This is a genomic window from Mycobacterium hubeiense (assembly GCF_002838065.1).
Taxonomy (GTDB): Bacteria; Actinomycetota; Actinomycetes; order Mycobacteriales; family Mycobacteriaceae; genus Mycobacterium; species Mycobacterium hubeiense.
Genome location: NZ_PIZU01000035.1, coordinates 1 through 25,145 on the forward strand (window position 1 = coordinate 1; position 25,145 = coordinate 25,145).

29 protein-coding genes, 3 tRNA genes and 1 pseudogene are annotated in these 25,145 nt (G+C 66.0%); 19 read left to right on the forward strand and 14 right to left on the reverse strand.

Annotated features, from left to right (window positions below; all coding sequences use genetic code 11):
* Positions 1 to 812: phosphotransferase family protein (locus tag CWS39_RS21890; RefSeq protein WP_306768842.1), on the forward strand; the 812-nt coding region annotated here is incomplete at its 5' end.
* A 76-nt stretch (positions 813 to 888) separates the two neighbouring features.
* On the opposite strand, the gene CWS39_RS21895 is transcribed toward CWS39_RS21890, so the two are convergent.
* Positions 889 to 1,212: a TFIIB-type zinc ribbon-containing protein gene (locus tag CWS39_RS21895; RefSeq protein ID WP_102145013.1), complete on the reverse strand. Its 324-nt coding sequence runs from the start codon at positions 1,210 to 1,212 to the stop codon at positions 889 to 891.
* A gap of 53 nt (positions 1,213 to 1,265) precedes the next feature.
* On the opposite strand from CWS39_RS21895, the gene CWS39_RS21900 reads away from it, so the two are divergent.
* Positions 1,266 to 1,679 carry a pyridoxamine 5'-phosphate oxidase family protein gene (locus CWS39_RS21900; RefSeq protein ID WP_102145014.1) on the forward strand — a complete coding sequence of 138 codons (414 nt, stop codon included), beginning with the start codon at positions 1,266 to 1,268 and terminating at the stop codon, positions 1,677 to 1,679.
* Between the two features lie 82 nt (positions 1,680 to 1,761).
* On the opposite strand, the gene wzm is transcribed toward CWS39_RS21900, so the two are convergent.
* Genes wzm through CWS39_RS21925 form a run of 5 tightly spaced genes read right to left on the reverse strand, consistent with a single transcriptional unit; the run spans position 1,762 to position 6,795 of the window.
* Positions 1,762 to 2,592: a galactan export ABC transporter permease subunit Wzm/RfbD gene (wzm, locus tag CWS39_RS21905; protein ID WP_102145015.1), complete on the reverse strand. Its 831-nt coding sequence runs from the start codon at positions 2,590 to 2,592 to the stop codon at positions 1,762 to 1,764.
* A complete protein-coding gene (gene glfT1 / locus CWS39_RS21910; protein WP_102145016.1) occupies positions 2,589 to 3,488 on the reverse strand; it encodes a galactofuranosyltransferase GlfT1 in 900 nt (299 codons plus the stop codon). Before glfT1 ends, wzm begins: the two co-directional genes overlap by 4 nt.
* Entirely contained in the window at positions 3,481 to 4,329 is an 849-nt protein-coding gene (gene wzt, locus CWS39_RS21915) for a galactan export ABC transporter ATP-binding subunit Wzt/RfbE (protein WP_102145017.1), read from the reverse strand. Before wzt ends, glfT1 begins: the two co-directional genes overlap by 8 nt.
* 7 nt (positions 4,330 to 4,336) lie before the next feature.
* On the reverse strand, positions 4,337 to 4,867 hold the full coding sequence (locus CWS39_RS21920; protein ID WP_199178249.1) for a bacterial proteasome activator family protein: 531 nt from the start codon (positions 4,865 to 4,867) through the stop codon (positions 4,337 to 4,339).
* On the reverse strand, positions 4,849 to 6,795 hold the full coding sequence (locus CWS39_RS21925; protein ID WP_102145019.1) for a DUF6541 family protein: 1,947 nt from the start codon (positions 6,793 to 6,795) through the stop codon (positions 4,849 to 4,851). Before CWS39_RS21925 ends, CWS39_RS21920 begins: the two co-directional genes overlap by 19 nt.
* Before the next feature lie 124 nt (positions 6,796 to 6,919).
* Here CWS39_RS21925 and CWS39_RS21930 point away from each other — a divergent pair, with 124 nt between their 5' ends.
* Positions 6,920 to 8,116, forward strand: a complete 1,197-nt coding sequence (locus CWS39_RS21930; protein ID WP_102145020.1) for a cysteine desulfurase-like protein — start codon at positions 6,920 to 6,922, stop codon at positions 8,114 to 8,116.
* Positions 8,117 to 8,118: 2 nt separating this feature from the next.
* Here the strand turns inward: CWS39_RS21930 and CWS39_RS21935 are convergent, their stop codons facing one another.
* Positions 8,119 to 9,093 carry an NAD(P)H-quinone oxidoreductase gene (locus CWS39_RS21935; protein ID WP_102145021.1) on the reverse strand — a complete coding sequence of 325 codons (975 nt, stop codon included), beginning with the start codon at positions 9,091 to 9,093 and terminating at the stop codon, positions 8,119 to 8,121.
* A 76-nt stretch (positions 9,094 to 9,169) separates the two neighbouring features.
* Between CWS39_RS21935 and CWS39_RS21940 the strand changes: the two genes are divergently transcribed.
* From CWS39_RS21940 to CWS39_RS21960, 5 genes are all read left to right on the forward strand, one after another.
* Positions 9,170 to 9,682 (forward strand): MarR family winged helix-turn-helix transcriptional regulator, encoded by a 513-nt coding sequence (locus CWS39_RS21940; RefSeq protein WP_102145022.1) that lies wholly within the window; start codon positions 9,170 to 9,172, stop codon positions 9,680 to 9,682.
* 20 nt (positions 9,683 to 9,702) lie between these two features.
* A tRNA-Ser gene (locus CWS39_RS21945) sits at positions 9,703 to 9,789 on the forward strand.
* 142 nt (positions 9,790 to 9,931) lie between these two features.
* The gene (locus CWS39_RS21950) at positions 9,932 to 11,242 is read left to right on the forward strand and encodes an AurF N-oxygenase family protein (protein ID WP_102145023.1); all 1,311 of its coding nucleotides are present in this window, start codon (positions 9,932 to 9,934) and stop codon (positions 11,240 to 11,242) included.
* Positions 11,243 to 11,259: 17 nt separating this feature from the next.
* The gene (locus CWS39_RS21955) at positions 11,260 to 12,096 is read left to right on the forward strand and encodes a class I SAM-dependent methyltransferase (RefSeq protein ID WP_102145024.1); all 837 of its coding nucleotides are present in this window, start codon (positions 11,260 to 11,262) and stop codon (positions 12,094 to 12,096) included.
* A 33-nt stretch (positions 12,097 to 12,129) separates the two neighbouring features.
* A complete protein-coding gene (locus tag CWS39_RS21960; protein WP_102145025.1) occupies positions 12,130 to 12,768 on the forward strand; it encodes an MBL fold metallo-hydrolase in 639 nt (212 codons plus the stop codon).
* A gap of 50 nt (positions 12,769 to 12,818) precedes the next feature.
* Here the strand turns inward: CWS39_RS21960 and pdxR are convergent.
* Positions 12,819 to 14,135, reverse strand: a pseudogene (pdxR, locus tag CWS39_RS21965) (MocR-like pyridoxine biosynthesis transcription factor PdxR); the annotation flags it as partial.
* 46 nt (positions 14,136 to 14,181) lie between these two features.
* Between pdxR and CWS39_RS21970 the strand changes: the two are divergent.
* Both CWS39_RS21970 and CWS39_RS21975 read left to right on the forward strand, forming a co-directional pair.
* The gene (locus CWS39_RS21970; protein ID WP_102145026.1) at positions 14,182 to 14,595 is read left to right on the forward strand and encodes a hypothetical protein; all 414 of its coding nucleotides are present in this window, start codon (positions 14,182 to 14,184) and stop codon (positions 14,593 to 14,595) included.
* A complete protein-coding gene (locus CWS39_RS21975; RefSeq protein ID WP_102145027.1) occupies positions 14,595 to 15,485 on the forward strand; it encodes an NAD-dependent epimerase/dehydratase family protein in 891 nt (296 codons plus the stop codon). Before CWS39_RS21970 ends, CWS39_RS21975 begins: the two co-directional genes overlap by 1 nt.
* Here the strand turns inward: CWS39_RS21975 and CWS39_RS21980 are convergent.
* From CWS39_RS21980 to hisC, 4 genes are read right to left on the reverse strand one after another with little or no spacing between them, the layout of a single operon-like run.
* A complete protein-coding gene (locus CWS39_RS21980; RefSeq protein ID WP_102145028.1) occupies positions 15,472 to 16,296 on the reverse strand; it encodes a crotonase/enoyl-CoA hydratase family protein in 825 nt (274 codons plus the stop codon). The two genes, CWS39_RS21975 and CWS39_RS21980, sit on opposite strands and share 14 nt — an antisense overlap.
* An 18-nt stretch (positions 16,297 to 16,314) precedes the next feature.
* Complete coding sequence (locus CWS39_RS21985) at positions 16,315 to 16,734, reverse strand: hypothetical protein (RefSeq protein WP_102145029.1); 420 nt, start codon at positions 16,732 to 16,734, stop codon at positions 16,315 to 16,317.
* Positions 16,735 to 16,777: 43 nt separating this feature from the next.
* The gene (locus tag CWS39_RS21990; RefSeq protein ID WP_102145030.1) at positions 16,778 to 17,236 is read right to left on the reverse strand and encodes a DUF4334 domain-containing protein; all 459 of its coding nucleotides are present in this window, start codon (positions 17,234 to 17,236) and stop codon (positions 16,778 to 16,780) included.
* On the reverse strand, positions 17,233 to 18,288 hold the full coding sequence (hisC, locus tag CWS39_RS21995; protein ID WP_102145031.1) for a histidinol-phosphate transaminase: 1,056 nt from the start codon (positions 18,286 to 18,288) through the stop codon (positions 17,233 to 17,235). The genes CWS39_RS21990 and hisC overlap by 4 nt, the downstream gene beginning before the upstream one ends.
* Positions 18,289 to 18,373: 85 nt before the next feature.
* Here hisC and CWS39_RS22000 point away from each other — a divergent pair.
* Both CWS39_RS22000 and CWS39_RS22005 read left to right on the forward strand, forming a co-directional pair.
* A tRNA-Ser gene (locus CWS39_RS22000) sits at positions 18,374 to 18,464 on the forward strand.
* Positions 18,465 to 18,479: 15 nt separating this feature from the next.
* Positions 18,480 to 18,552, forward strand: a tRNA-Arg gene (locus tag CWS39_RS22005).
* A 68-nt stretch (positions 18,553 to 18,620) separates the two neighbouring features.
* Here the strand turns inward: CWS39_RS22005 and CWS39_RS22010 are convergent.
* Complete coding sequence (locus CWS39_RS22010; protein WP_158240387.1) at positions 18,621 to 19,232, reverse strand: TetR/AcrR family transcriptional regulator; 612 nt, start codon at positions 19,230 to 19,232, stop codon at positions 18,621 to 18,623.
* 52 nt (positions 19,233 to 19,284) lie between these two features.
* Here CWS39_RS22010 and CWS39_RS22015 point away from each other — a divergent pair, with 52 nt between their 5' ends.
* Genes CWS39_RS22015 through CWS39_RS22040 form a run of 6 tightly spaced genes read left to right on the forward strand, consistent with a single transcriptional unit; the run spans position 19,285 to position 23,746 of the window.
* Positions 19,285 to 20,190 carry an AurF N-oxygenase family protein gene (locus CWS39_RS22015; protein WP_102145033.1) on the forward strand — a complete coding sequence of 302 codons (906 nt, stop codon included), beginning with the start codon at positions 19,285 to 19,287 and terminating at the stop codon, positions 20,188 to 20,190.
* Positions 20,187 to 20,981, forward strand: a complete 795-nt coding sequence (locus tag CWS39_RS22020; protein WP_142386907.1) for a DUF4873 domain-containing protein — start codon at positions 20,187 to 20,189, stop codon at positions 20,979 to 20,981. Before CWS39_RS22015 ends, CWS39_RS22020 begins: the two co-directional genes overlap by 4 nt.
* A gap of 19 nt (positions 20,982 to 21,000) precedes the next feature.
* Positions 21,001 to 22,431: an FAD-dependent oxidoreductase gene (locus tag CWS39_RS22025; RefSeq protein ID WP_233213627.1), complete on the forward strand. Its 1,431-nt coding sequence runs from the start codon at positions 21,001 to 21,003 to the stop codon at positions 22,429 to 22,431.
* A gap of 16 nt (positions 22,432 to 22,447) precedes the next feature.
* On the forward strand, positions 22,448 to 22,834 hold the full coding sequence (locus CWS39_RS22030; protein ID WP_102145036.1) for a nuclear transport factor 2 family protein: 387 nt from the start codon (positions 22,448 to 22,450) through the stop codon (positions 22,832 to 22,834).
* 2 nt (positions 22,835 to 22,836) lie between these two features.
* Positions 22,837 to 23,340 (forward strand): metallophosphoesterase family protein, encoded by a 504-nt coding sequence (locus tag CWS39_RS22035; protein WP_102145037.1) that lies wholly within the window; start codon positions 22,837 to 22,839, stop codon positions 23,338 to 23,340.
* Entirely contained in the window at positions 23,333 to 23,746 is a 414-nt protein-coding gene (locus tag CWS39_RS22040) for an MmcQ/YjbR family DNA-binding protein (RefSeq protein ID WP_102145038.1), read from the forward strand. Before CWS39_RS22035 ends, CWS39_RS22040 begins: the two co-directional genes overlap by 8 nt.
* Positions 23,747 to 23,832: 86 nt before the next feature.
* On the opposite strand, the gene CWS39_RS22045 is transcribed toward CWS39_RS22040, so the two are convergent.
* Complete coding sequence (locus CWS39_RS22045) at positions 23,833 to 24,171, reverse strand: winged helix-turn-helix transcriptional regulator (RefSeq protein WP_199178250.1); 339 nt, start codon at positions 24,169 to 24,171, stop codon at positions 23,833 to 23,835.
* Positions 24,172 to 24,276: 105 nt separating this feature from the next.
* Between CWS39_RS22045 and CWS39_RS22050 the strand changes: the two genes are divergently transcribed.
* Entirely contained in the window at positions 24,277 to 25,134 is an 858-nt protein-coding gene (locus CWS39_RS22050) for an NAD(P)-dependent oxidoreductase (protein ID WP_102145039.1), read from the forward strand.
* Positions 25,135 to 25,145: the final 11 nt, after the last annotated feature.

Below are 25,145 nucleotides of genomic sequence, written 5' to 3' on the forward strand. Positions count from 1 at the left end.
TCAAGCCCCACATTTCGCAACAGCCCGTGAGCGCGACCCGCTGCGCCGAAATCGCAGAGGATGGGGTGGTGCAGACCCGGTCCGGTGCAGAGATCGTCGTCGACGGCGACGTCGTCTACAAACTGCACCGGCCGGGCACCGACCCGCGGGCATTGCGGGTGCGGCTGTGGGTCGCGTCGCATGTGGGTTGCCTCTTGTCGCCGCTGAGCGTCGACCCCGACCCCGTCGGCGTGCGGTGGCGGACCCGCTGGCCGAAGGTAAAAACCGTGGTGCCGCAACCAGATCACCTGCCATGGGCGGAGTCTGCGCGGCTGCTGGCCAGCCTGCACCGCGAATCTGTACCGCGACGCATGCCGCCGCACGGTTGGCCGCAGCGGCTGCGCCGCGCCGTCGACAGTTTGCGAAGTGGTGACCCGGTCGTTCGGCGCGCGGCTGCCGGATTGCCGGACGCGGTCTGGCGGGCGGGATCGCCGGACCGGCCGACGACGCTGGTGCATGGCGATTGGCATCTCGGCCAGCTCGGCCGCACGTCAGCGCAGGCCCCGTGGGTGCTCATCGACATCGATGACTTCGGCGTCGGCGACCCTGCCTGGGACCTGGCCCGCCCGGCCGGTTTATGGGCGGCGGGGCTCATTCCCGACGAGGACTGGACGACGTTCCTCGACGCGTATCGCGATGCCGGAGGCGTGGCGCTGCCGGAGGGTGACCCGTGGCCGGTGTTGGAGCCGTTCGCCCGAGCGGCCGTCGTGCATGCCGCCGCCAGCGAGCCGACCGACGAGATGTTGCTGGCGGCGTGCGCGCGGATGCCTTAGCGTTGCCCCGCGAAATTGCATTCCGGCAGGCCCGTACTCGAACTTTCCCTACCTCGATGCAATCTCGCGGCCGGGCTCAGCTGGAGAAGAACAGCCGGCCGAAGCCCTGCTTGCGGTAGTACTTGTTGCCGCGATGCCCCCAGCCGGGCCCATAGCCGTAGCCGGGCTGTGCGGGCGGGGGCGGCGGCGGTGCCGCCTGGACGAACCGGTTCTCCATCTGCGTGAGCGCTTCGAGCTCACCGAAATCCAGGAAGATGCCGCGGCAGGTGTCGCATTGCTCGAGGTGGACGCCCATGCGCTCGTAAGTCTTCATCACACCGGCGCACTTCGGACACAGCAGCGTGTTTCCGCCGCCGTGCGACGGAGCGGACTTCGGGGGTTCGTATGGCGGGATGCTCATGTCTGCATAACGGGCGAACCGCCGGCAAAGTGCCGCGGCGATAGTGTTGGCCCATGCCGACCGAGGAAACGGTGTCGATTCTCGGCGAGGACGAGAGCTGGCGACTGCTCTCGAGCGTGGCGATCGGCCGGTTCGTCACCGCGATCGGCACCCGGCTCGAGATCTTCCCGGTCAATTTCGTGGTGCAACGCCGCAGCGTGTTGTTCCGGACCGCGCCGGGCACCAAACTGGCTGCGTCGCTGATGAGCGATCATGTGCTTTTTGAAGCCGATGACCACAATCTCATCAGCGGCTGGAGCGTGATCGTGCGCGGCACCGCAGAACTGCTGCACACGCCCAACGAAATTGCCGACGCCGAGCGTGCGCAGCTGCTGCCGTGGACGGCCCACGAGAAGCCGCACTATGTGCGGATCACGGCGATGGAGATCTCCGGTCGCTACTTCGTGTTCGGCACTGCGCCGCAGTGACTCCTCGAAACCGACGCTATAGCTGTGAAACATGGGCTCACAGCAGCCATTTCGTCGATTTCGAGCGCGCAGGGAGCAGGCGCTACACCCAGTACGGCACTCGCGCCCGGTACTGCCGCATGGCAAAGGCGGCCAGTATCCACCCGATCGCCGTCAGCACCAGCACCACAACCCAGTGCCGTAACTCCTGGTCGGCGCCCAACAAGGGCGCCCGCACGATGTCGAGGTAGTGCAGCAACGGGTTGAGCTCGACGATCTTCGCGTACGAGCCCGCGCCCTGCTGCTGCAGCGTCGCCTCGTTCCAGATGATCGGCGTCATGAAGAACAGCAGCTGCACCACCGACGCCAGCAGCGGGCCGATGTCGCGGTAGCGCGTCGCGAGGATCCCGAAGCACAGCGACACCCACACGCAGTTGAGTACCAGCAGCCCCAGCGCCGGGATGACCGCCAGGTCGGTCCACTTCCATGGCTTGGGATAGATCATCGCGATGATCACGAAGATGATGATGTTGTGCGCGAACAGGATCATCTGCCGCCACACCAGCCGATAGACGTGCACACTCAACGGCGTCGGCAGTTGCTTGATCAAACCCTCGTTCGCGACGAACACGTCGGCACCCTCGAGAATGGCCGCGTTGATCAAATTCCAGACGATCAGCCCGAGCGTGACGTACGGCAGATGCTCTTCCAGCGGAAGCTTGAACAGCTTCGAGTACAGCAGCCCCATCGCGACCGCCGTCGCACCCGTCGCGATGGTGATCCAGAACGGACCCAACACTGACCTGCGGTACCGCTGCTTGATGTCCTGCCACCCCAGATGCAGCCACAGCTCGCGCTTGCCGAACCCGTCGACCAGATCACGCCAGGCCCGGCCCATCGTCCGCGACTGCGCGGCGGCGTCGGTGAACGTCACGAGGGCCTCCCGAACTTCTCCTCACGGCCCAACCGCCGCAACCGAATCCACTCACGCAGGCCCGCGGGATCACGCTGTGACACCAGGAAGTACCAACCGAAGCGCAGCCACTCCTGCGGCAGCAGCTTGCGTAAACCTGGCTGCGACAACAGATATCCGCGATTGCGGTACGTGAAGAACCGCTTGGTGGCGTCGTCGGGATACTGCGTGTGCATCCGGCCGCCCAGAATCGGTTTGAACTCGGCGGTGCCACACGGATGCAAATACGTTGCCGTCAAACAAGTTCCGAACGGCAGGCCGGAGCGTACCAGCCGCCGGTGCAACTCCACCTCGTCGCCTCGGACGAACAACCGCAGATCCGGCACCCCCACCGCCTCCACCGTCGAGGCCCGAAACAGCGCCCCGTTGAACAATGACGCGATGCCCGGCAATAGATCGCCAGAGCCTTCGGTGCGTAACTCCGAAACATGCCGCCGCCACACCAGGCCTCGCCGCAGCGGGAACGCCAGCCGCTGCGGATCGTCGAGATTGCACACCATCGGCGACACCTCGGCCAATCCGTGGCGCAAAGCGCACTCCAGCAGGGTGGCCAGCGTGTCCGGCCCGCCTGGGCGACCGTCGTCGTCGGCGAGCCACAACCAGTCCGCACCCAGCGCCAGCGCGTGCAGCATCCCCAACGCGAAACCGCCTGCGCCACCCAGGTTTCGGCGTGAGCCGAGGTACGTCGTCGGCACGGGTTGGCTGCCCACCAGCTCGGCGACGCGAGAGTCGTTGTCGTTGTCGACGACGATCAGGTGGTCCGGCCGGCGGGACTGGCTCACCACCGCGTCCAGCGACTTGGCCAGTTCATCGGGACGCCGATGCGTGACGACGACCGCGTAGACAGACTCAGGCATTGGTGCCCGTCGCCGACCAATCGCCTCGGTGCTCCTCTGTCGGCGACCAGTCGCCTCGGTGCTCCTCGAGCACCTCCCGCACGTGACGCGCGGCCTCTTCACCTTCGTAGGCCCGCACGACCTCCTCGATACCGCCGGTCATCTTGATGGTGCCGTGGTCGATCCACATCGCCGTCTTACACAGCCGCGCCAGGAATTCGTTTGAGTGACTTGCGAATACCAAGATGCCGGACCGCTCGACCAGGCTCTGCAACCGCGACTGCGCCTTCTTCAAGAAGTCGGCGTCCACCGCCCCGATGCCCTCGTCGAGCAGCAGGATCTCAGGGTCGATGCTGGTGACCACGCCCATCGCCAGCCGAACCCGCATGCCGGTGGAGTAGGTGCGCAATGGCATCGACAGGTACTCGCCGAGCTCGGTGAACTCGGCGATCTCATCGACCTTGGCCAGCATCTGTTTGCGCGTCTGTCCGAGGAAAAGCCCACGGATGATGATGTTTTCGAAGCCGGAGATCTCCGGGTCCATACCGACGCCGAGGTCGAACACCGGCGCCACCCGGCCCGTTACGGTGGCCGAGCCGCGGGTCGGTTCGTAGATGCCCGACAGCAGCCGCAGCAGCGTCGACTTGCCCGCCCCGTTGTGCCCGACGAGGCCGACCCGGTCGCCCAGCTCCAGCGACATGGTGATGTCGCGCAGCGCCTCGATGACGACGACGTTGGACGCGTTGCGCCCAATCGCCCCGCCGGCCTTGCCGAGGAACGCCTTCTTCAACGAGCGCGTCTTGGCGTCGAAGATGGGAAATTCCACCCACGCGTTGTGCGTCTCGATGTGCGGAGCGACCACGGGTGACCTACAGGTACTGCCCGGTGCCGGGGTGCGCGGGGCCGCGCTGACCGGGCGCGACCGTGCCGGGCGGGAGCTGGCGCATCTGCTCCAACTGGGCGCGGGCGGCCATCTGCTGGGCGAACAGCGCGGTCTGGATGCCGTGGAACAACCCCTCCAGCCAGCCGACCAGCTGGGCCTGCGCGATTCGCAGCTCCGCGTCCGACGGCACGGCGTCATCAGTGAATGGCAGCGTCAGGCGCTCGAGTTCCTCGCGCAGTTCGGGTGCCAGCCCGTCCTCGAGTTCACGGATGCTGGTCTTGTGGATATCGCGCAGCCGATTGCGCGAGGCGTCGTCCAGCGGCGCCGCACGCACTTCTTCCAGCAGCTGCTTGATCATCGTGCCGATGCGCATCACCTTCGCCGGCTGTTCGATGAGGTCGGTCAGCGACTTATCGTCGGATTCCTCCTCAGCCGTGCTGCGGCCGTTGCCGCCGATGATCTCGATGTTGTCGTCGTCTGTGTTTGCAGTCATCCCTCTTACGTTTCCTCGCGCCACCTATATATGCGGGCTTCGCCGTTGTCGAAGATTTTTTCCCACGACCGCGACGTCTCTAGCGACACTAGTCCGTCGGGCATCGCGAACCCGCGGACCACCGGTGTGCTGGTCAGCACGTAGCGGATACCGAGTGCTCGCACGGCCTCGGCGACGCGTGGGTCGTGATCTGCGTCGTCGGCGTACGCCCAGAAGATAAACCGGTGATAGCCGGGCCCCTGCTGGACGGGGTAGTCGTAGTGCGTCCACAGCGGGTGCAGCCCTGCGACCGCATACATCCATGCGGTGCCGTCGGTGTTTGCGTCGCCGATGATCGTGTTGCGCGCATCGGGCAAGGTGGCCAAATACGCGAACGCCTCCAGATCCTTGTCGTCGACCATCACCGAGTCGTACTTCTCGCCGAAAAGGAACTCGTGCCGCGGCAGGTAGAGCAGTGCGGCGCCGACGCTGACCGTCACCAGCGCCGCGGTCGTCACCACCCGCCACCGTCCCACCACCGCCCCCACCACCGTGAACACGGCGATCCCCGCCGCGGCGGTGAGCAGCAGCGTCACCACCGCCGAGAGCCTGCGCGGATCGCTGTAGAACAGGTCGCTGAACAGTCCGGTGAGTGTCCCAATAGGCCCGCCGAACGGCGCGGACGAATGCACGATCGCCACCACCAGCAGCAGCCACACCGCCAGCGGCCACCAGATCCGCTTCACCACGAGGATTACCGCGCCGACCGCGGCGGCGGCGAGGAGCACCCACTGAATCGGGAAGTCGTTGAGGTGACGGGTGTGCTGCAGCACGGCGTCGAGCAGGCCGCGCTTTTTGCCCTCATGGGTGACAAACGAGTGCCCGGCGATGATCTCGGCCTGCCGCAGCACGCCGACGAACTGCGGTAGCAGCAGCGCCGCCGTGGGCAAGCCGACGGCGAGCAGGACCGTGAAATCGGCCAGCCGTCCCCGGACGGGACGCCACAGCGCGTCGCACAACCACCACGCCGCGATGAACACCACCGTCACCACGCCGCCGGTGATGTGCACCGAGAACACCCCGAACAGGGCCAGCACCGCCAGTGGAATGCGGTCGCGATGGCGCAGCGTGGAAGCGGTCAGCACCAAGGTCGGCACCGCCATGCCGTAGGCGGTCAGGTTCGGCATGGATGCGGTGTCGAACTCGACGTAGGGGATCGCCGTGAACGACGCCGACAGCGCTGCCGCGGTGGCCGCTGCGCCGGCCGCGCGCCACTCATCGGAGGGCACGAGCGAAGCGACCGGGGAAGCGTCATCGGTGCGGCTGCGCAGCAGATGCCAGGTCAGCGTGGCGGCGCTCACGGGGAACAGCCAAACCGCCGCCGCGACCGAGCTGACGGTGTATGTGGTGGTGGGCGCCGCCCCGGTCAACTGACTGAGCACCGCGGCGAGCGCATGAAACGTGGACGGATAGAACAGCGCCTCGCGGGTCTCGACGTTGCGGAGCTCGCCCATATGGGTTGGGGAGGCCTGGCCGGTTTCGAGGATGAACCGGACGGTGTTGGCGTGCCAGACCGAATCCCACGTACTCGGGATCGACTGCCAATCCGGGATGCCCCGTATCGCCGCCAGCAGGATCAGGCCCGCGCCCAACACGACACCGGCGGCCACCGCAATAGCGGGCGGGGTCGCGATGGCACGCCGCTCCGCGTCCGGATCGCGGTAGCGGGCCAGCACTCTCCGCAAACCCAATGCGCCCAAAAACACTAGGGCGACAGCAAACAACGCCGTCCACGCATTCCAGGGAATTCCGAGTGCACCGAACGGCACGATGGCCAACGCGACGACCCCGTAGGTCAAGGCTGGACCGACGGCCACTGCGGCGGGCCACGGTAGCCGAGCAGTGCGTGCGACGATTGCTCCCGGGACCACCAGCAACAACAGTGCAATTAGCACCCCGAAGCCCAAGCCCACTGGACTAGTATGGCTGCCCAGGTGACCCGGTCCGAGCACCGCGTCCGCAGCGAAAACGCGAGGTCGGGTACCGGCAAAATTCGTGTCGGTTTACGGAATTCACGGACGCTCTAAGGTGGCTGGCATGGCATACGACGTCGCCCGGGTGCGTGGATTGCACCCGTCACTGGGCGATGGCTGGGTGCACTTCGATGCGCAAAACGGCATGCTCTTGCCAGAGTCGGTAGCAACAACGGTATCCACCGCGTTCCGCGGGTCGATGTCCACCACCGTTGGCCCGCACCCGTCGGCGCGACGTAGCGCCACGGTGCTGAGCGCGGCCCGCCAGGCGGTGGCGGATCTGGTCAATGCCGATCCGGCGGGGGTGGTGCTCGGTGCGGATCGCGCGGTGCTGTTGACGTCGCTGGCCGACGCGTCGTCGTCGCGGGTGGGCCTCGGTTACGAACTCGTGGTCACCCGGCTGGACGACGAGGCGAACATCGCGCCGTGGCTGCGCGCCGCGAATCGCTATGGCGCCAAAGTGAAGTGGGCCGAAGTCGACATTGAAACCGGCGAACTGCCGGCTTGGCAGTGGGAAGGCCTCATCACGCAGCCCACTCGGTTGGTGGCGATCGCCTCGGCCTCCTCGACGTTGGGCACGCTGACCGATCTGCGGGTGGTGTCCAAGATGGTGCACGATGTCGGCGGGCTGGTGGTGGTGGACCATTCGGCGGCCGCACCGTACCGGCTGATCGACATCGACGAGATCGACGCCGACGTGGTGGCGCTGAACGCGATTGCGTGGGGCGGCCCGCCGATCGGGGCGCTGGTGTTCCGGGACCCGGCGATGATCGACTCGTTCAGCTCGGTTTCGCTGAACCCGCACGCCACCGGGCCTGCGCGGCTGGAAATCGGCGTGCATCAGTTCGGATTGCTCGCCGGCGTGGTGGCCAGCGTCGAGTATCTGGCCTCGCTCGACGAGTCGGCGTCGGGAACCCGGCGCGAAAGGCTTTCGCTGTCAATGCAATCGGCGGAGTCGTACCTGAACCGGTTGTTCGACTACCTGTTGGTGTCGTTGCGGTCGCTGCCCCTGGTCATGGTGATCGGCCGGCCCGAGGCGCGAATTCCCGTGCTGTCCTTCGTCGTTCGCGAAGTGCCCGCCGAGCGGGTGGTGCAGCGGCTGGCCGACAACGGCATTCTGGCGATCTCCAACGCCAGTTCCCGGGTCCTCGACGTCATCGGCGTCAACGACATCGGCGGCGCGGTCACCGTGGGCCTGGCCCACTACACCACGATGTCGGAAGTGGACCAGCTCGTGCGTGCGCTGGCATCGCTGGGCTGACGCTAATCCCTCACGCGCAGAAGCACTTTCCCCGAGACATCGCCTGAGGCCAAAAGCTCGTGGGCGGCCTGCGCCTGCTGAATGGGGAACTCCGCGCCGATGACCGGGCGCACCTGACCGTCGGCGATCAGCGGCCACACATTGTCGACGACCGCCGCGGCGATCTCGCTCTTGCCGCCGGGGCCGCTGACCGGCCGGCCGCGCAGCGCCGTGCCGATCACCGCCGCGCGCTTGGCGATGAGCTTGCCCAGATTGAGCTCGCCCTTGACGCCGCCCTGCATGCCGATGACGACGATGCGACCGTCCGGTGCCAGAGCATCGATATTGCGGTCCAGGTAGGAGGCTCCCATGATGTCGAGGATCACGTCGGCGCCGCCCTCGGCGCGTACCCGCTCCACGAAGTCCTCGTCGCGGTACGCGATGGTGATCTCGGCTCCGAGCTCCGCGCAGAGCTCCAGCTTGGTCGGCGAGCCCGCCGTGACCGCGACCCGGGCGCCGAGGGCGCGGGCGACCTGGATGGCGTGCGTGCCGACGCCGCTGGCGCCGCCGTGGATCAACACCAGCTCACCGGGCGCCAAGTGCGCCGTCATCACCAGGTTGGACCACACCGTGCAGGACACCTCCGGCAGCCCCGCGGCGTGATGCAGGTCGACGGTGTCGGGGATCGGCATGACCTGGCCGGCGGGCACCGCAACGTACTCGGCGTAGCCGCCGCCGGCCAGCAGGGCGCAGACAGGTTGCCCGACGGACCACGCCTCTACGCCGTCGCCGAGCCCGGCGATCGTCCCGGAAACCTCGAGTCCGATGATGTCGCTGGCACCCGGCGGAGGGGGATACTTACCGGCCGCTTGCAGCAGGTCCGCACGGTTGACGCCGGCGGCGCTGACCTTGATGAGCACCTCTCCGGGGTGCGGTACGACGTCGGAAATTTCCCGCCAGGTCAATTTATTCGGGCCCTCAGCCAAGATCGCATGCATTCAAATAACGCTAGTACGCTGCGAAGACTCGGCCAATTTTCGCCCCTGAGCAATCATCGCATGCGACCATTGGCCGATGGCGGGGATAATCGCCGGGCGAACCGCAAGTGAAATGCCCGGGCTTGACATCGCTGAGCAGCGGTCGTGGCACAACTACCTCGACTCGGCTCTGCGGATGTACGCGACCCTGAACAGGTCGCTGGTGGACGAACATCATCTGACCCTCAACGATGTGCGTCTGCTGGACATGCTGGACAAGTCCGCTACCGGATCCGCCCGTATGGGCGACCTCGCCGATGAACTGATGTCGCTGCCGAGTCGGGTCACCCGGCAGATCCGACGGCTGGAGATGCAGAACCTCGTGCGTCGCGGTGCCAGCCCCGACGATGGCCGCGGCGTGCTGGCCACCATCACCGATGACGGCCGGGTCCTGGTCCGTAAGGCGATGGTGACCTACGCCGAAGGGGTGCGCACGCACTTCTTGGGCCGGCTGTCGCGGCCGCAGATCGCCGCGATGGGGGAGAACTGTCGCCGGATCAGCGTCGGGCTGAAGACGGGATCTACGGCCGCGAAGCTAGGCCGCGTCTGACAGCACGTACGCTGTTCGGCGGTGGCGTGGCAGAGCGGCCTAATGCACTCGCCTTGAAAGCGAGAGACGGCTAAAACCGTCCGGGGGTTCAAATCCCTCCGCCACCGCAGTGGTCGGTGGCATTCACATGCGCACCGCTCGATGGCGGTGGGGGTTTAAGCGCGCCGGTGGGGGAAACGGCGCGGGGGCCTTGCCGAATGCTCATAAATTGGTACCCTCATCAAACAATTCGACCCAGTGGATCGGAAAATGACAACGATCGACGACGCGGACGGCACACAAGAGGACCTTTACCTCGACAAGGTGGAGGCCCTCTCTCGTGCGACTAACCGTCTGCGTTTCGATCCATATCTCGATATCGACTGGGACGCGCCCGAGAACGCCTTGGACACGGCCGACCCGCGGTGGCAGCTACATCCTGTTACGAACCCGCTCGCGGCCACCGATTGGTATGCCGAACAACCGCTGCAAAAGCGTGTGGACATGGGCCGCTGGATCACCGCCAACGAGTTCAAGGTCGCGATTCAGTTCGAGATGATATTGATTCGCGGCGCGGTGCATTACGCCGGAAAGCTACGCAATTCTGATCCAGTGTTCCGGTATGTCATGCATGAGCTCACCGACGAATGTAACCACATTCAGATGTTCCAGGAGTTCATCAACCGAAACGGTCAAGATGTGCCTGGCATGCGGCGGCTGTCGCGGATCTTGGGTCCGATCGTGGGTTTCATCAGCGGTTACCTCAAGATCATGTTGTTCATCGGTGCGCTTTGTGGTGAACAGCCCGGTCATTTCAAGCAGACACTCCTGCAGCGGGAGGCGGCACGGATACCTCCGTTGCTGAACAAGATCACCTATATTCATTTGGCTGAAGAAGCCCGCCACATTACATTTGCCGATGACTACCTGACCGAGCGCGTACAACATTCGGGACGCCTGAAACGAGCCTGTTACGCGATCCTGTATCCACTTTTCTTCCGTTGGCTGATGGGGGAATTCACTCCGCCACGGTCATTTGCGCGGCAATTCGGCATACCCCGCCGGACCTTCAAGGCCGCCTACTGGCGAAGTGAACGCTCGCGTCAGATGTTGGCGGAGTCGGCCGCGGACGCCCGACGGGTGGCGGACTCTCTCGGTATTCGGACCATCTGGTCCCGGTGGATCTGGCGGGTACTGGGTATCGAGGGCCGGCTGCCGCACTACCGGGGCGAGCCGAATCGAAACTTCGAAAACCCAACGGTGGCGAGGCTTGCCGAGGTTCGGACGACGGTGTGGGCGCGCATTGTGGCCGCGGTGGCCATGGCGGGCATCGCCCTGGTGGCGACGCCCGTGGGACCGCGGATCATCGCGGTTGCCGCCGCCGGAACAGCAGTGTGGGCTATCTACCACGCTCTGAAGGAACGTCGCGGCGGCGTGATGGCCAACCAACCATTCGAATGGCCGAGGTTTTTCGTCTGGCTGGCGGTGTGCGTGATCATGATTCCCGTCGGTGGGCTGATCGGGTTGGCGTTGGTGGTGTTGATGATCCTTGCGCTCGCCGAGTTCATGCCCACCCTTTGACGTGCTACCGTCCGCGAATGGCTGAGCTTCCCTACTTCGACCTGCTCATCAACGAACGGCAGGACGGCGGCGAAGCCGGCCAGCTATGGGAAAGCCAGGTGCACTGGGGCTATTGGGAGAACCCCAAGACCGCCGACGGCACCCGGGCCGACTACGTCGCGGCCATGGAGCGCATGAACGTCGAGCTGTTCAAGGCCGGCAAGGTTGCCGACGGGCAGAAGCTGCTGGATGCCGGATGCGGATTCGGTGGAACCATCCAGCAGATCAATGCCACACACTCCAACATGGACCTCACGGGTCTGAACATCGACGCGCGCCAACTCGCCGCCGCCGAGGCCCAGATCAAGGCCACCAACGGCAACAAGATCGGCTGGGTGGAAGCCGACGCCTGCCAGCTGCCGTTCGAGGACAACTCCTTCGACCGCGTCCTGGCCGTCGAATGCATCTTCCACTTCCCATCGCGTGAGAAGTTCCTCGCCGAGGCCGCGCGGGTGCTCAAGCCGGGCGGCTACCTCGCGGTGTCCGACTTCGTGCCGACCATGATGTTCTTCGGCAAGACCCCGTTCTGGTGGGTGATTCGCACCCGGATCGCGAAGTCCTACGGGACGCTCGGGAGCGTACCGCTGCGGTCCTACAAGTCCATGGGCAAGCGTGCGGGGCTCCGGCTGGAGGCCAACCGCAATATCCGCAAGAACACGCTGCCGACCTACCCCTTCATCCTCAAGTTCTGCCGTGAGCAAGGGTCAGAGGATCTTCAGAAGACGATGGTCGTGGGCACGCGATGGATGAAATGGCTGTCCAAGCTCGGCTTCGTGCAGTACCGGATCTACACGTTCCACAAACCTGCCTCTTGACCTGAAGCGCGCTTGAGGTTGCACCGTGGGTGTATGCGACAGATTCGACAAGATCTCTGGGAAACCCAGAGCTACTCACCCTTTCCCGGACTGACCACACACTCGTACCTGTGGACGCCACCCAGCGGGCAGAACGTGCTGTTCTACTCGCCCGGCAACGACGCGGAGTTCGACGATCTCCAGAAGCTGGGCGGCGTTGCGCGGCAATACCTTTCACATCAGGACGAGGCCGGGCCGACGCTGGCCGCGGTCGCCGAACGCTTCGGCGCGCGGTTGTACGCGTCCGCGGTCGAGGTGCCCCAAGTCAGCAAGTTCGCGACGGTGCATGTGCCGCTTGAGGACAGGCACGTCGACGATCTGGGCATCGAGGTCATCCCCACACCGGGTCACACCGAGGGCAGCATCTGCTACCTGGTGCCGGGTGCGGACGGAATGCGCTACCTGTTCACCGGCGACACCCTCTATGTCGGCGAGGACGGTCGCTGGAACGCCGGCTATCTCCCGCAGTTCAGCGATGCCGAAGCGCTGGCGTCGACGCTGAAGCTGCTCGCCACCCTGGAACCGGACCTCGTTGCCTCCAGCGCGGACGGCGGTGGTGGCGGGGCGCACTTGCTTGAGGGCACACCCTGGTCGGACTGCGTGGACGAGGCACTGGCGCGGCTCAAAGCCTGAACACCCGCGACGATCTGCGATTCGGTGAGATTCGCATAGCCGAGGATCAAACCCGCTGGTGCTGTGGATGTTTCGGCGTAGCACGGCGCCAGCGGTTCGACGCGCACGCCCAGCGCCGCAGCGCGCCGGACGAGATCGTCGACCGGATAGCCGTCCGGGAAGCGGACGGTGAGCTGAACACCGGCGGCCGCGCCCAGCACCTGCGCGTGTGGCAGATGCCGAGCCAGGGCCTGCAGCAAGGCATTTCGTCGTCGTACGTAACGCTTGCGCATCTGACGGAGGTGGCGGTCGTAGCCGCCGGACGTCAACAGCGCGGCCAAGGCGATCTGATCCATTGCCGAGCTGCCGGCGTCGGCCAGGCCCTTGAGCCTGATCGCCGCGCCCACCAGATCGGCGGGCAGCACCATCCAGCCCAGCCGCAGCCCCGGAGCAAGCGTCTTGCTCGCCGAGCCCAGATAGATCACCCGGTCGGGCGCCAAGCTCTGCAACGCGCCGACAGGGGCTCGGTCGTAACGATATTCGGCGTCATAGTCGTCCTCGATGACGAGATTGCCCGCGCGCGCCCAATCGAGCAGCGCGGCCCGGCGCGCCGGAGCCAGGACGACGCCCGTCGGGGACTGATGCGCGGGTGTGGTCAACACCGCCTTCGCTTCACTCCGCTCGAGCGCCGCGACGTCCAAGCCGTCGTCATCGACTCGAACCCCTACGGGATCGATCCCGTTGTGTCGCACCACCATCCGGTGCAGCCAGAAGCAGGGCTCCTCCATCGCCAGCGGCAGGGTGCCGCGTCGTCGCAGCAGCTGGGCGATCAAGCCGACGCCCTGGGTGACGCCACTGCACAGCACGATGTGTTCCGGGTCGGCCTGCACGCCGCGGGTGCGGCGCAGATAGTCCGATAGCGCGGTGCGGGTGGTCGCGAGGCCCTGCGGGGCGGCGTAGCCGAACGACTCGGACGGCGCCTCGGTCAGGCCCTGCCGCAACGCGCGCAGCCAGGTGTCGCGGGGAAACGCGGCGAGGTCAGGGGTGCCCGGGGTGAAGTCGAACTCGTAGCGTGGCGGCGGCGCGGCGTCGGGCGGGGGCGGCAACCGCACCGCGTCGACCTGCGCCACCCGGGTTCCCGAGCCGTGCCGACTCACCAGGAAGCCTTCGGCGACGAGCTGCCCGTAGGTATCGACGACGAGCCTTCTCGACACGCCCAAGTCGGCCGCGAGTGCGCGGGTGGACGGCATCCGGGTGCCGGGCGCCAGCCGGCCGGAGCGGACCGCGTCGCGCAGCCGGTCGGCGAGCTGGCGGTGTAGCGGCTGGGGGCGCTTCCGGTCGAGTTCTATCAGCAGTTCCGGCCCCGAAGTGGTACCCAAGATTCCCACAAGAGTGGAGCCTAGTCGGTGCCCATTCGCCGATTAGCGTGACGGTATGCCTACCACCACGACGCCTACCCGCGCACGGTTCGTCGACGTGGTGCTGTTCGTCTTCGGTGGGTTCTCCGTCGCACTGGGCGTCTTCATGCTGGCGGCGCCGGGAGCGTTCTTCGACACCTTGGGGGCGTTCGGCACCCGCAACGACCACTACATCTTCGACAACGCCTCATTCGAACTTCCGCTCGGCCTGTTGTTGCTGGCTGCTGCGCGGTGGACGACGTGGCGGGTACCTGCGCTGGCGTTCGCCACGCTGCACTGGGCGATCCATGCGGTCAGCCACATCGTGGATTTCGACCACGCGGCAGGTGAAGCTGTGGGACTGCTGGAATTCGCAGGGCTGATTGTCGGCACCGCGTTCTTGGCGATTGCGTTGCGCTACAGCGTGATCGACCAGCGAGAGGCGCGCTGATGCGGGTGTTGGTGGCCGGTGCGACGAGCGTTCCCGGTCTTCCGCTGCTGCGTGAGTTGCACGCCCGCGGGCACGAGGTGATCGGGCTGACCCGCTCGCCGTCGAAGACGACGGAGATCTCCGCGGCAGGCGCCGAGCCGGTGGTGGCCGACGTGTTCGACAGCGCCCAGATCGACGCTGTGGTCGCCGAGTTCGCGCCGGACGCGGTGGTCAGCCTGCTGACCACGCTGCCGAAGTGGGGGCCCAAGCGGCCCAAGGACTTTGAGCCCGCTACGAAGCTGTGGAGCATCGGCGCGCCGAATCTGGTGGCTGCGGCCCAACGCGCCGGCGTCCGGCGGATCGTCGCCGAGTCGGTGATCTTCGCCTACGGCTACGGCACTACCGGGCCGGCGCTGATGGACGAGAGCGACCCGTATCCCGGCCCGCCGCCGCCGAAGGGCGCGGGATTCCTCGGCGCCCTGCGCGGTATGGAGCAGACGGTGCTGTCGGCGGGCGGAATCGTGTTGCGCTACGGCGTTTTCTACGGGCCGGGTGTGACGCACGACGACTTGTTCCGGCGCCTTGCGAAGTGGTGGGCGATGCCTGCGATGACCGGCACCGGAATCCTGTCCTGGGTGCACATCGACGACGTGGCGCGCGCGACGGCGGATGCGGTGGAATGCGGTAGGCCCGGACAGATCTACAACATCGTCGACGACCGGCCGCAGTCGTTCGGCGATTATGTGCGAGAACTGAACAAGCAGCTGGGCTGGCCACGGCCATGGCCGATCTCGCACAAGCTCGTTGGGCTCGTCGCGTCGTATCCCGCGGCGGCGTTCGGGCGGGCCTGGCTGCCGATGTCCAACGCCAAGGCCAAGGCCGATCTCGGCTGGACGCCTATTCCCCGGTGAAGTTGGGCGGGCGCTTGGCGAACATCGCCGAGATGCCCTCGGTGAGGTCCTTCGATGGCAGGAACGCCGAATTCCACGCCGCCACATAGCGCAGACTGGCCGCGACCTGCGCGGTGCGCTGCTCGTCGAGCACATCCTTGATGCCCTGGACCACCAGCGGTGGATTGGCCGCGATCTCGGCGGCGGTGGCGTGCGCCGCCTCCAGCGATGCTTCGGGGGAGTCGTAGACGTCGTTGACCAAGCCGATCTTCTCGGCGTGGGCAGCGTCAATGTCCTTGCCCGTCAACGCCAATTCGCGCAGATGCCCGTCGTTCAGGATCAGCGGCAGCCGGGCCAGGCTGCCGACGTCGGCCACGATGGCGAGCTTGACCTCGCGGACCGAGAACTTGGCGTCGGCGCTGGCGTAGCGGATGTCCACGGCGCTGATCAGGTCGACGCCGCCGCCGATGCACCAGCCGTGCACGGATGCGATCGTCGGCGGGCGAACGTCGGCGACGGTGGTGATGGACTGCTGCATCCGCTTGAGCCGGGCGTGAAACTCGGCGCGCGGCCGGGCCAGTGCACCGTCGGCGAGCATCGGCGAAAGCGTGTCACCCATCGCGGCCACATCCAGGCCGTAGCTGAAGTTTTTCCCGGAGCCGGTGAGCACGATGGCGCGTACGTCGGGATCGGCGTCCAGCTTGGTGAACACCTCGGGCAGCTCCGCCCAGAACGCCGGCCCCATGGCGTTGCCCTTGCCCGGGCCGGTCAGCGTGACCCGCGCGACGTGGCCGTCGACGTCGACGGTGAGGGACTCGTATGCATCAGCCATGGCCAGAAGGCTAGTGCCCTATGGCGGCGAGCCGCCCAGCAGCACCTCGTTCACGGTGGCGTCGGGCAGGAATTGGCACAGCGGATCAACCATGAGCTGCCCGACCAGTTCGCCGTTGGGGCCCAGCGGGTTCTCCTGCGCGGCCAGGATCGCGCGAATCACCGCGAGTTTGGTGGCCTCGTCGAGCTCGTTGAACTCGCTGCACTTCATCGTCAGGGCATTCGGCGGCGCGGGCACTTCGGGGACATCGGTTCTGCGGGTCGGCAGCGGGAACGGGATCGGCAGATCGGGCAGCGCGGTGGGCGTCGGCCGGCTTGTCGTCAGCGGCGGGCCGGGCTCGGTCGTCTGTGCGACGGTGCCTGTTGTCGTGCGAACGCAACCGGTGACCAGCCCCAGGCAGACCAGTGCGGCCGCCGTCACTCGGAGATGCGTCCTCATCTCAGCAACGATAGGCGCTTGACCGCCCTCGCGTGCGCGGTGCCTAGACGCGTTCCAGATAGAAGTAGAGGTAGCGGTCGCCGTCGAGGGCGGCCTTGCCGTTCATGATGCCCATGACGGTGTTGTCGTCGACCTTCTTGAAGTGGTCGTGCACCGGCCGGCCGTCGTAGACCATCGTCGCCGTCACCTCGCCCCGGAACTCCTCCATCCAGAGGCTGGCCTCGCCTTTCATCGCCTTTGTGTTGGAGAACTTGTTGCCGTCGGCGTCCAGGCACACCAGCGGCTTGGCGTCGGTGGGCGAGTTGAACGTCTTGCCGAACCAGTTGAGGCGTTTCATGAAGCCGTTGGCTTTGTGGCCGGTGTTGAACTCACCGCCCTTCCACTCGCCGATCATGAAGTCGATGGTGACGGGTTCCAGCGTGGCCCAGAACTCGTCGAGTTCGGCGTCGGGGATCTGGTCCCGCAGCTTGAGTTCGGTGAAGGTCTCACGTGCGTCGCTCATTGGTGTCCTATCCAGCGTCGGGCGAATTCGATGAAGGCGTCGTTCTCGTGCGGTGCGCCAATGGTGACGCGCACGCCGTCCATGCCGTAGGGCCGCACCACGATGCGCGCGCTCGCGGCGTCCTGCACGAAGTCGAGAGTGCGGTCGGCCAACGGCAGCCAGACGAAGTTGGCCTGCGACGGCGGCAGGGTGTAGCCGGCGTCCGTCAGCGCCTTGCTGACCCGGATCCGTTCGGCGACAACGGCGTCGGTGCGGGCGAGTAGTTCGTCGGCGGCCTCCAGCGAGGCGATGGCCGCGGCCTGCGAGATGCTGGTTGCGCTGAACGGCACATAGACCTTGCCCAACGCGGTGATGATGTCGGGATCGGCGATGGCGTAACCGACCCGAAGTCCTGCGAGCCCGTAAGCCTTCGAAAACGTCCGCAGCACAACGACATTGCTGTGATTGCGGACCAGACCGAAACTGTCCGGTGCCATCCCGTCGCGGATGTATTCGACGTAGGCCTCGTCGAGGGCGATGAGGATGTCGTCCGGGACGGCGTTGACGAACTCGGCGAGCTTGTCGGGTTCGACGACCGTGCTGGTCGGGTTGTTGGGGTTGCAGACAAAGATCAGCCGCGTGCGGTCGGTGATCGCAGCCAGCATCGCGTCGAGGTCGAAGGTGTAGTCGCGCAGCGGGACCTGGACAGGGGTGGCGCCGGCGGTACGCACCTGCAAGGGGTAGATCTCAAAGCTGCGCCAGCCGTAGAGCACCTCGTCTCCGGGGGCGGAGGTGATCTGGATGAGTTGCTGGCACAGGCTGACCGACCCGCAGCCGACGGAGATCTGCTCCGGCGGAAAGCCGACGTGTTTGGCCAGGTGATCCCTGAGTTCGGCGTAGCCGTTGTCGGGATAGCGGTTGATGGTGTCGGTGGCCTTTTCGATCGCCGCGCGCACGCTGGGCAGCGGCCCGTAGACCGTCTCGTTGCTGGCGATCTTGATTGCGCCGGGGACCGTCTTGCCCGGGGTATACGCAGGCAGATCAGCCAATTCGGGGCGCAGCCGGGCAGTCACTTGGCCAGCATATGTGAGGCTGTGTACGCTGTGCCCTCGGCGGTTCCGAGGCCCGAGCTTGGGTCCGGTACCCTCAGGTTGTTCAGGAGGCGTGCCAGAGCGGCCGAATGGGACTCACTGCTAATGAGTTGTCCTCTTACCGGGGACCGGAGGTTCAAATCCTCTCGCCTCCGCCACACAACTGAACACATGCGCCCGTAGCTCAACGGATAGAGCATCTGACTACGGATCAGAAGGTTGGGAGTTCGAGTCTCTCCGGGCGCGCTCTATTGCTCGGTGGCGATCGCTCTTAGGTAGAGGATTGAAGCCACATATTGACCTAAATCCTCCACCTAACGCTCGAAGGCTTTCGCCGTCAGGTCCTGCAGCACCGGAATGAGGAAGCGACGGGCGTATTCCTCCGGCCCGCCGGGCTCATCGAGGCCCAGCACGCCGCCCGGAATGAGGATCAGCGAGTGGATCGCCCGGGCGACGTGCTCTGCGAACTGAGCGCGAACAGCATCCGGCATGTCCTCGTCGCGGATCGCCGAGTCGACGAATCCGCGGGCCAGGTTCAGCGCCAGGCTGTCCTCGGCGATGAGGTACGGCAGCAGGATCTCCGGGTTGACCCGCAACACCGTCGTCAACGCTGGGTGATGGCGTAGCAGTCGATACGCCTCTGCGAACCCGTGGATCAGCCGCTCGTCGGCGTCGTCGTACCTGTCGATGACCGCCTGGATCCCGGCGAAATACCGGGCCAGTTCGGTTTGCACGAGCGCGCTGATCAGCGCGTCGCGGCCCTTGAAGTAGAGGTACAGCGTGGCCCGGCCGATCTTGGCCTGACGGGCGATCTCCTCCATCGAGAACTTGCGCAGGCCGGTGATGGCGGCCAGCTGCAGCGCCGCGTCCAGGATCCGCTCGCGCGTGTCGCCCGATACGACGCTGGTCACGGGCCGTCTCTTCACACCGACGATTCTACGATAGACAGTAAGACAATAACTGTCTAACCTTCCATTCATGACCGTGATGTCCCAACCCCATGAGGTCCGGCGTCAGGAGATGGCCGATCGGTTGATCGGCGGGTCGATGCGCCGGTCGTACAACTCGGCGATCGATATCGACTGGGATGCGCCGCAAGATCCCGACCTGTTTTACCTACCGCCGGAAACGATTTCGCTGTACGGCACCCCGCTGTGGGAACAGATGACGCACGCCCAGCGCGTCGAACTCTCGCGTCAAGAGGCGGCCAACATGCTCAGCCGCGCGGTGTGGTTCGAGAACACCCTGAACCAGGGACTGCTGCGCGCGATGCTCTACCAGGACCCGACGTCGCGCAATGTGCACTATGCGCTGACCGAGATCGGCGATGAGACCCGGCACATGATCATGTTCGGTCGCACCGTCAGCGCGATCGGCGCCCGGCCCTACCGGCTGTCCAAGCTCGAGGCGTGGACCGTGCAGCGGCTGCCGTCGCTCTACAAGGGACTGCTGCTGTGGGGTGCCGCGCTGTGCGGCGAAGAGCTGCTCGACGATCTGCAGCGCAAGTACGCGCGTCACCCTGACTTGCAGCCAATCATGCAGCAGGTCATGCGCATTCACGTGGCCGAAGAGGCGCGTCACATCCGGTATGCGCGCGAGGGCGTGCTGCGTCGTCTTGCGCACTCGCGGTGGTACGAGCGCCGGCTGGCTCGGGAGCTCAACGGAATTGCGGCCTTCGTGCTGCGGCGCATCTTCTACGACAAGGAGGTGTACCGCCGGTGCGGGCTCGACGTCGGCGAGGCGATGCGGCAGGCGCGGGCCAACGAGCCGGTCAATGCCATTCGGCGGGAATCATTCCGCGGGCTCTATGAGTTCTTCGAGGACATCGGGATGATGGGCCGATTCTCGCGCCGGATGTGGCGGCGGTACGGGTTTCTCGAGTGACTCGGCTCGTTGATGTCGCCGTAATCGGTTCGGCGGTACCAGGTTTGATCGAGGCACCACTCGACGTGGTGGCACTCGACGCCGCTGAGACGGCAGTGTTCGATGTCGACGCGGACCGCTGGCTGATCGAAGACCTCGCCGCGCGAGTGCTGATCGACTCCGTGCCGCAGCCCGCCGGGACGCGCGTCGGACGACTGACCCTCGCGGATGCCGAGGCCCGGTTCGGCGTGCACCCGTATCTGGGCGTGGCACGGCACGGCTTCCCGAACTACTTCACGGTCACCGACCGGAATGCCGGGGCCTACGTCGTGGAATGCCTGAAGGCACTGTGGCAGCGCCAATGCACCAGGGTCGAGGTCAAGCCGCACGTCCACGCGCAGTTCAGCCGCAATGTCGACAGCGGGCTGAACCGGCTGAACCCGCCGCCGGCGCTGGCCGACTTCGAGTACACCCGCGCCGAAGACCGAGAGGGCGACGACGACTACCGCGGACCGGCAATGCTGACCGGGCTCGACGGCATCGACGTGGGCGTGGACGTTCACCTGCTGGCGGTATTCCAGCCCGTCGACAGCACGGTGCGCTGGTCGGGGCGGGTTCTGCCGTCGCCGGCACTGGCCGGGCTGCACCGAAATCTCAATCAGCCGGTGACCATCCGCATCGGTAACAACGAAGCGGTGGCCGCGGTGCTGGTCGATCATGACCCGTGGGGCGGCTCGCACATCGTCGGCGAGGGCGTCTCGCCGTATCCGTTGCCGCTGATGGCTGAGCTCGCAGCATTCGAAACCCGTTGAGGATCAACCGTTGTCATATGTGATCACGCAGAACTGCTGTAACGACGCGTCGTGCGTCGTCGTCTGCCCGGTGGGCTGTATCCACCCCACGCCGGACGAACCCGGTTTCGGCACGGCGGAGATGCTCTACATCGACCCGGACACCTGCATCGACTGCGGCGCGTGTGCCGATGCCTGTCCGGTCGACGCGATCCTGCCCGACAACAAACTGAACGCGGACGACCAGTGGTATCGCGACACCAGTGCGGCCTACTACCAGGACAATCCGCAACCTCCCGCGTGGCAACCGCGGACGCCGCCCAGCGTGGTGCGCGTGAGCGCCGACGGTTTGCGCGTCGCGGTCGTCGGGTCCGGGGCGGCCGGCTACTACGCGGCCAAGGAACTGCTGCGTCACCCCGGTGTGCACGTCGACATGTACGAACGGCTGGCCGTCCCGCACGGCCTGATTCGCTACGGCGTCGCACCCGACCATCCCGCCACCAAATCGGTGGCGAGCCAATTCCGTTGGACTCCAGGACAGCAGAAGCGGTTTCAACTGCACCTCGGCGTCGAGGTCGGGGCACACGTCAGCCACGACGACCTGCTTCGCGACCACCACGCCGTCATCTACGCGCACGGTGCCGGCGGTGAACGTCGGCTCGGCATTCCCGGTGAGGACCTGCCCGGTGTGGTGGGGGCGATGTCGTTCGTCGGCTGGTACAACGGCCACCCCGACCACGTCGGGCTGGCGCCCGATCTGTCGGGGCGACGAGCGGTCGTCATCGGCAACGGCAACGTTGCCTTGGATTTGGCACGCATCCTCTCTGCCGATCCGGATGCATTGGCGGACACCGATATCGCCAAGCCGGCCTTGGATGCGCTGAGGCGAAGCGGCATCGACGAAGTTGTGATCGTCGGCCGTCGCGGTCCGGAACATGCCGCTTTCACGACGCCCGAACTGTATGCGTTGACCCGCATTCCGGGTCTCGACGTGATCGTCGATCCGGCAGAGGTGCCGTCAGGCGAGGGTCGCAAACTCGACCTGCTGCGAGATCTGGCCGCCAAAGCACCGACACCGGGCAACAAGCGAATTGTCCTGCGGTTCAATCTCTCTCCGGCGGAGATTGTTGGCGCCGACGTGGTCACCGGTATTCGACTGAGCAACGGAGAGCTCCTCGAGACGGGCCTCATCTTGCGTTCGATCGGCTTTCGCGGGTCGGCCATCGACGGGGTTCCGTTCGACCCGGACACCGCGACCATCCCCACCGTGGACGGGCGGGTGGTGCCCGGCGTGTACGCGACGGGCTGGATCAAGCGAGGCTCGACGGGCGGCATCGGCACCAATCGCACGTGCGCAGAAAAGACCGTGGCCAGTCTGCTGGCCGACTACGAGGCGGGCAGGCTCACCGCACCAGTCAGGGCGGTCAATCGCAGGCTGCGGCTGTGGCCGGTCCGATCACGCGGCGCATAACCGGCAAGATGGGGGTATGACCCCACCCGTTATTCAGCGCTGGATCGACGTCGTCGAAGGCGACCGCCCCGAGGAACTCGAGAGCTTGCTGGCCGACGACGCGGTGTTCTACTCGCCCGCGGTGTTCACCCCGCAGGAGGGCAAGGCCACCACCCTCGCCTACCTCACCGCCGCGGCAAAGCTGTTCGGCGGCGAGGACTTCCGCTATGTGGGCCAGTGGTTCGCCGACCGTTCGGCGGTGTTGGAGTTCACCGCCGACATCGACGGCATCCATGTGAACGGCGTCGACATGATCGCCTGGAACGACGACGAGCAGATCACCTCGTTCAAGGTCATGCTGCGGCCGTTCAAGGCCCTGCAGACGGTGATGCCGAAGATGGCCGAGCTGTTGCAGCAGGGCTGAACATGCGGCTGCTGCTGATCGCCGACACTCACGTGCCCAAGCGCTCCCGCGATCTGCCGCCGCAGGTCTGGGAAGAGGTGGCGCGTGCCGACGTGGTGCTGCATGCCGGGGACTGGGTGGAGCCGTCGCTGCTCGACACGCTCGAAGCCAGGGCGAAGCGGCTGGTGGCGTGCTGGGGCAACAACGACGGCGTCGAGCTGCGGCGGCGCCTGCCTGAACGGGCCGACGCCACGCTGGGTGGCCTGCGATTCACCGTCGTCCACGAGACGGGCGCCGCGACGGGACGTGAAGCGCGGATGGCTCGGGAGTATCCCGACACCGACGTGCTGGTGTTCGGGCACAGCCATATCCCGTGGGACACCACCGCGAAAACCGGTCTGCGACTGCTCAATCCGGGATCGCCGACCGATCGGCGCCGTCAGCCGTACTGCACCTACATGACGGCGACGGTCGACAACGCAACGCTGTCCGACGTCGTCCTGCACCGGCTGGAGCGCCATGCGTGATCGGCCGGCCCGGGTCAGCGACGTGCACGAGATCGCCGCTTCCATGCCGCACGTCAAGCGCATCGAAGGCCCCAAGGGCAATCCGATCTACCAGGTGGGCGGCAAGTCGTTCGTGTTCTTCCGCACGCCCCAGCCCGACGCCGCCGATCCGGATACGGGTGAACGCTATTCAGACGTCGTCATGATCTGGGTCGAGTCGGAGAGCGACAAGCTGGCCCTCATCCAGGACCCCAAGTCGCCGTTCTTCACCACCGAACGTTTCGACGGCCATCCGTCGGTGTTGGTGCGGGGCAGTGAAATCGGCGCCATCGGCAAGACCGAGCTGACCGAGTTGATCCAGGACGCGTGGCTATCGCGGGCTTCGACGCGACGGGCCGAGCGGTGGCTGGCCGAGCACGGCGGCTGACGCCGGCTGTCTCCCCGCCGCGAGACTGTAGTTGTCGAGGCCTCCACTCGAAAAACCTCTCGATAACTACAGTCTCGCGGAACCGGTCAGCCTGCCTCCGCCGCACAGATCAGGTCGATGTGCTTGGTGGCCCAATCGCCAAGCGGCTCCAGCGCTTCCAGTAGCTGCTGGCCCGCCTCGGTCATCGAATACTCCACCCTCGGCGGCACCTCGTGATAGCTCTCGCGGTGCACCACGCCGTGGCGCTGCAACTCCTTGAGGTGTTGGGTCAGCATCTTCTGCGAGACGCCCGGCAGGCTGCGATGCAGCGCGTTGAACCGCTTCGGGCCGCTCTGTAGCTCCCACAGGATCAGCGGCTTCCACTTGCCGTCGACCACCGCGAACGCGGCGTCCAGCCCGCAGGTGTACTTTCCCAACTGGCTCACTGCAGTACTCCCTTGCAGCTCACGCTCAATAGTTTCCTGAAGGGAAGTATCGCACTAAATAGTGGGTACTTGTCGAATACTCCGCGCCACGTCAACGATGGTGCCATGACAACGATCAGTGTCCTCGGCCTCGGCCCGATGGGGCAAGCGCTCGCAGGCGCCCTCCTTGACGCCGGCTTTCGCACCACGGTGTGGAACCGAACCCCCGCCAAGGCGGATGCACTTCGCGCCCGCGGCGCGGCCTGGGCGTCATCGCCTGGCGAGGCGGTCGCCGCCGGCGACATCACGCTCGTCAACGTCGTCGACCACCCCGTCGTGGACGCGGTATTGGAAGCGGCGGGGCAAGCCGTCGCCGACCACTCCATCGTCGGCCTGACCTCCGATACGCCCGACAATGCGCGCAGTACCGCCAAGCTCGTCGCGGACCTCGGCGGCGGCTATCTGGACGGCGCCATCATGACGCCGACATCGACCATCGGAACACCAAGCGCCAGCATCCTTTTCGCGGGCCCACGCGACATCTTCGATACCCATCGAGACGTCTTCGCCGCGCTCGCGACGACGACCTGGCTCGGTGAGGACTACGGGCGAGCCGCCAGTTATGACATGGCGCTGCTGGACCTGTTCTGGACATCGGTCAGCGGGTTCCTGCATGCGCTCAACGTCGCACAGGCCAACGGCGTCAAGCCCAGCGAGTTGCTGCCGCATGCCCATGGGATCGTCGGCATCCTTCCGCCGATCTTCGAGGAGGTCGCCGAGCGGATAGAACATGATCGCCACGACGACACCAGCGCCCCGGTCTCCTCGGTGGCGGCGTCGCTGCGCCATCTGATCGCCGCGTCGCACCAGGCCGGCGTCGACTCCGGTGCACTGAAGGCGTTTCAGCGGTACGTCGATGCCACCGTCGCCAAAGGTCGAGGAGATGACGAGATAAGCCGGATCGCGGAGGCCATGTCCGAGTAATCTCCGCGCAC

Bases quoted from the DNA above. Each gene is read 5' to 3' on its own strand.
- CWS39_RS21955 (WP_102145024.1), top strand. From the start codon at position 11,260: ATGGCTGAGCTTCCCTACTTCGACCTGCTCATCAACGAACGGCAGGAC.
- CWS39_RS22015 (WP_102145033.1), top strand. From the start codon at position 19,285: ATGACCGTGATGTCCCAACCCCATGAGGTCCGGCGTCAGGAGATGGCC.
- CWS39_RS21990 (WP_102145030.1), bottom strand. From the start codon at position 17,236: ATGAGCGACGCACGTGAGACCTTCACCGAACTCAAGCTGCGGGACCAG.
- CWS39_RS22030 (WP_102145036.1), top strand. From the start codon at position 22,448: ATGACCCCACCCGTTATTCAGCGCTGGATCGACGTCGTCGAAGGCGAC.
- CWS39_RS21980 (WP_102145028.1), bottom strand. From the start codon at position 16,296: ATGGCTGATGCATACGAGTCCCTCACCGTCGACGTCGACGGCCACGTC.
- CWS39_RS22050 (WP_102145039.1), top strand. From the start codon at position 24,277: ATGACAACGATCAGTGTCCTCGGCCTCGGCCCGATGGGGCAAGCGCTC.
- glfT1 (WP_102145016.1), bottom strand. From the start codon at position 3,488: ATGCCTGAGTCTGTCTACGCGGTCGTCGTCACGCATCGGCGTCCCGAT.
- CWS39_RS21930 (WP_102145020.1), top strand. From the start codon at position 6,920: ATGGCATACGACGTCGCCCGGGTGCGTGGATTGCACCCGTCACTGGGC.
- CWS39_RS21975 (WP_102145027.1), top strand. From the start codon at position 14,595: ATGCGGGTGTTGGTGGCCGGTGCGACGAGCGTTCCCGGTCTTCCGCTG.
- CWS39_RS21950 (WP_102145023.1), top strand. From the start codon at position 9,932: ATGACAACGATCGACGACGCGGACGGCACACAAGAGGACCTTTACCTC.
- CWS39_RS22040 (WP_102145038.1), top strand. From the start codon at position 23,333: ATGCGTGATCGGCCGGCCCGGGTCAGCGACGTGCACGAGATCGCCGCT.
- CWS39_RS22035 (WP_102145037.1), top strand. From the start codon at position 22,837: ATGCGGCTGCTGCTGATCGCCGACACTCACGTGCCCAAGCGCTCCCGC.
- CWS39_RS21985 (WP_102145029.1), bottom strand. From the start codon at position 16,734: ATGAGGACGCATCTCCGAGTGACGGCGGCCGCACTGGTCTGCCTGGGG.
- CWS39_RS21940 (WP_102145022.1), top strand. From the start codon at position 9,170: ATGGCGGGGATAATCGCCGGGCGAACCGCAAGTGAAATGCCCGGGCTT.
- CWS39_RS21960 (WP_102145025.1), top strand. From the start codon at position 12,130: ATGCGACAGATTCGACAAGATCTCTGGGAAACCCAGAGCTACTCACCC.
- CWS39_RS21935 (WP_102145021.1), bottom strand. From the start codon at position 9,093: ATGCATGCGATCTTGGCTGAGGGCCCGAATAAATTGACCTGGCGGGAA.
- CWS39_RS21970 (WP_102145026.1), top strand. From the start codon at position 14,182: ATGCCTACCACCACGACGCCTACCCGCGCACGGTTCGTCGACGTGGTG.
- CWS39_RS21895 (WP_102145013.1), bottom strand. From the start codon at position 1,212: ATGAGCATCCCGCCATACGAACCCCCGAAGTCCGCTCCGTCGCACGGC.
- CWS39_RS21900 (WP_102145014.1), top strand. From the start codon at position 1,266: ATGCCGACCGAGGAAACGGTGTCGATTCTCGGCGAGGACGAGAGCTGG.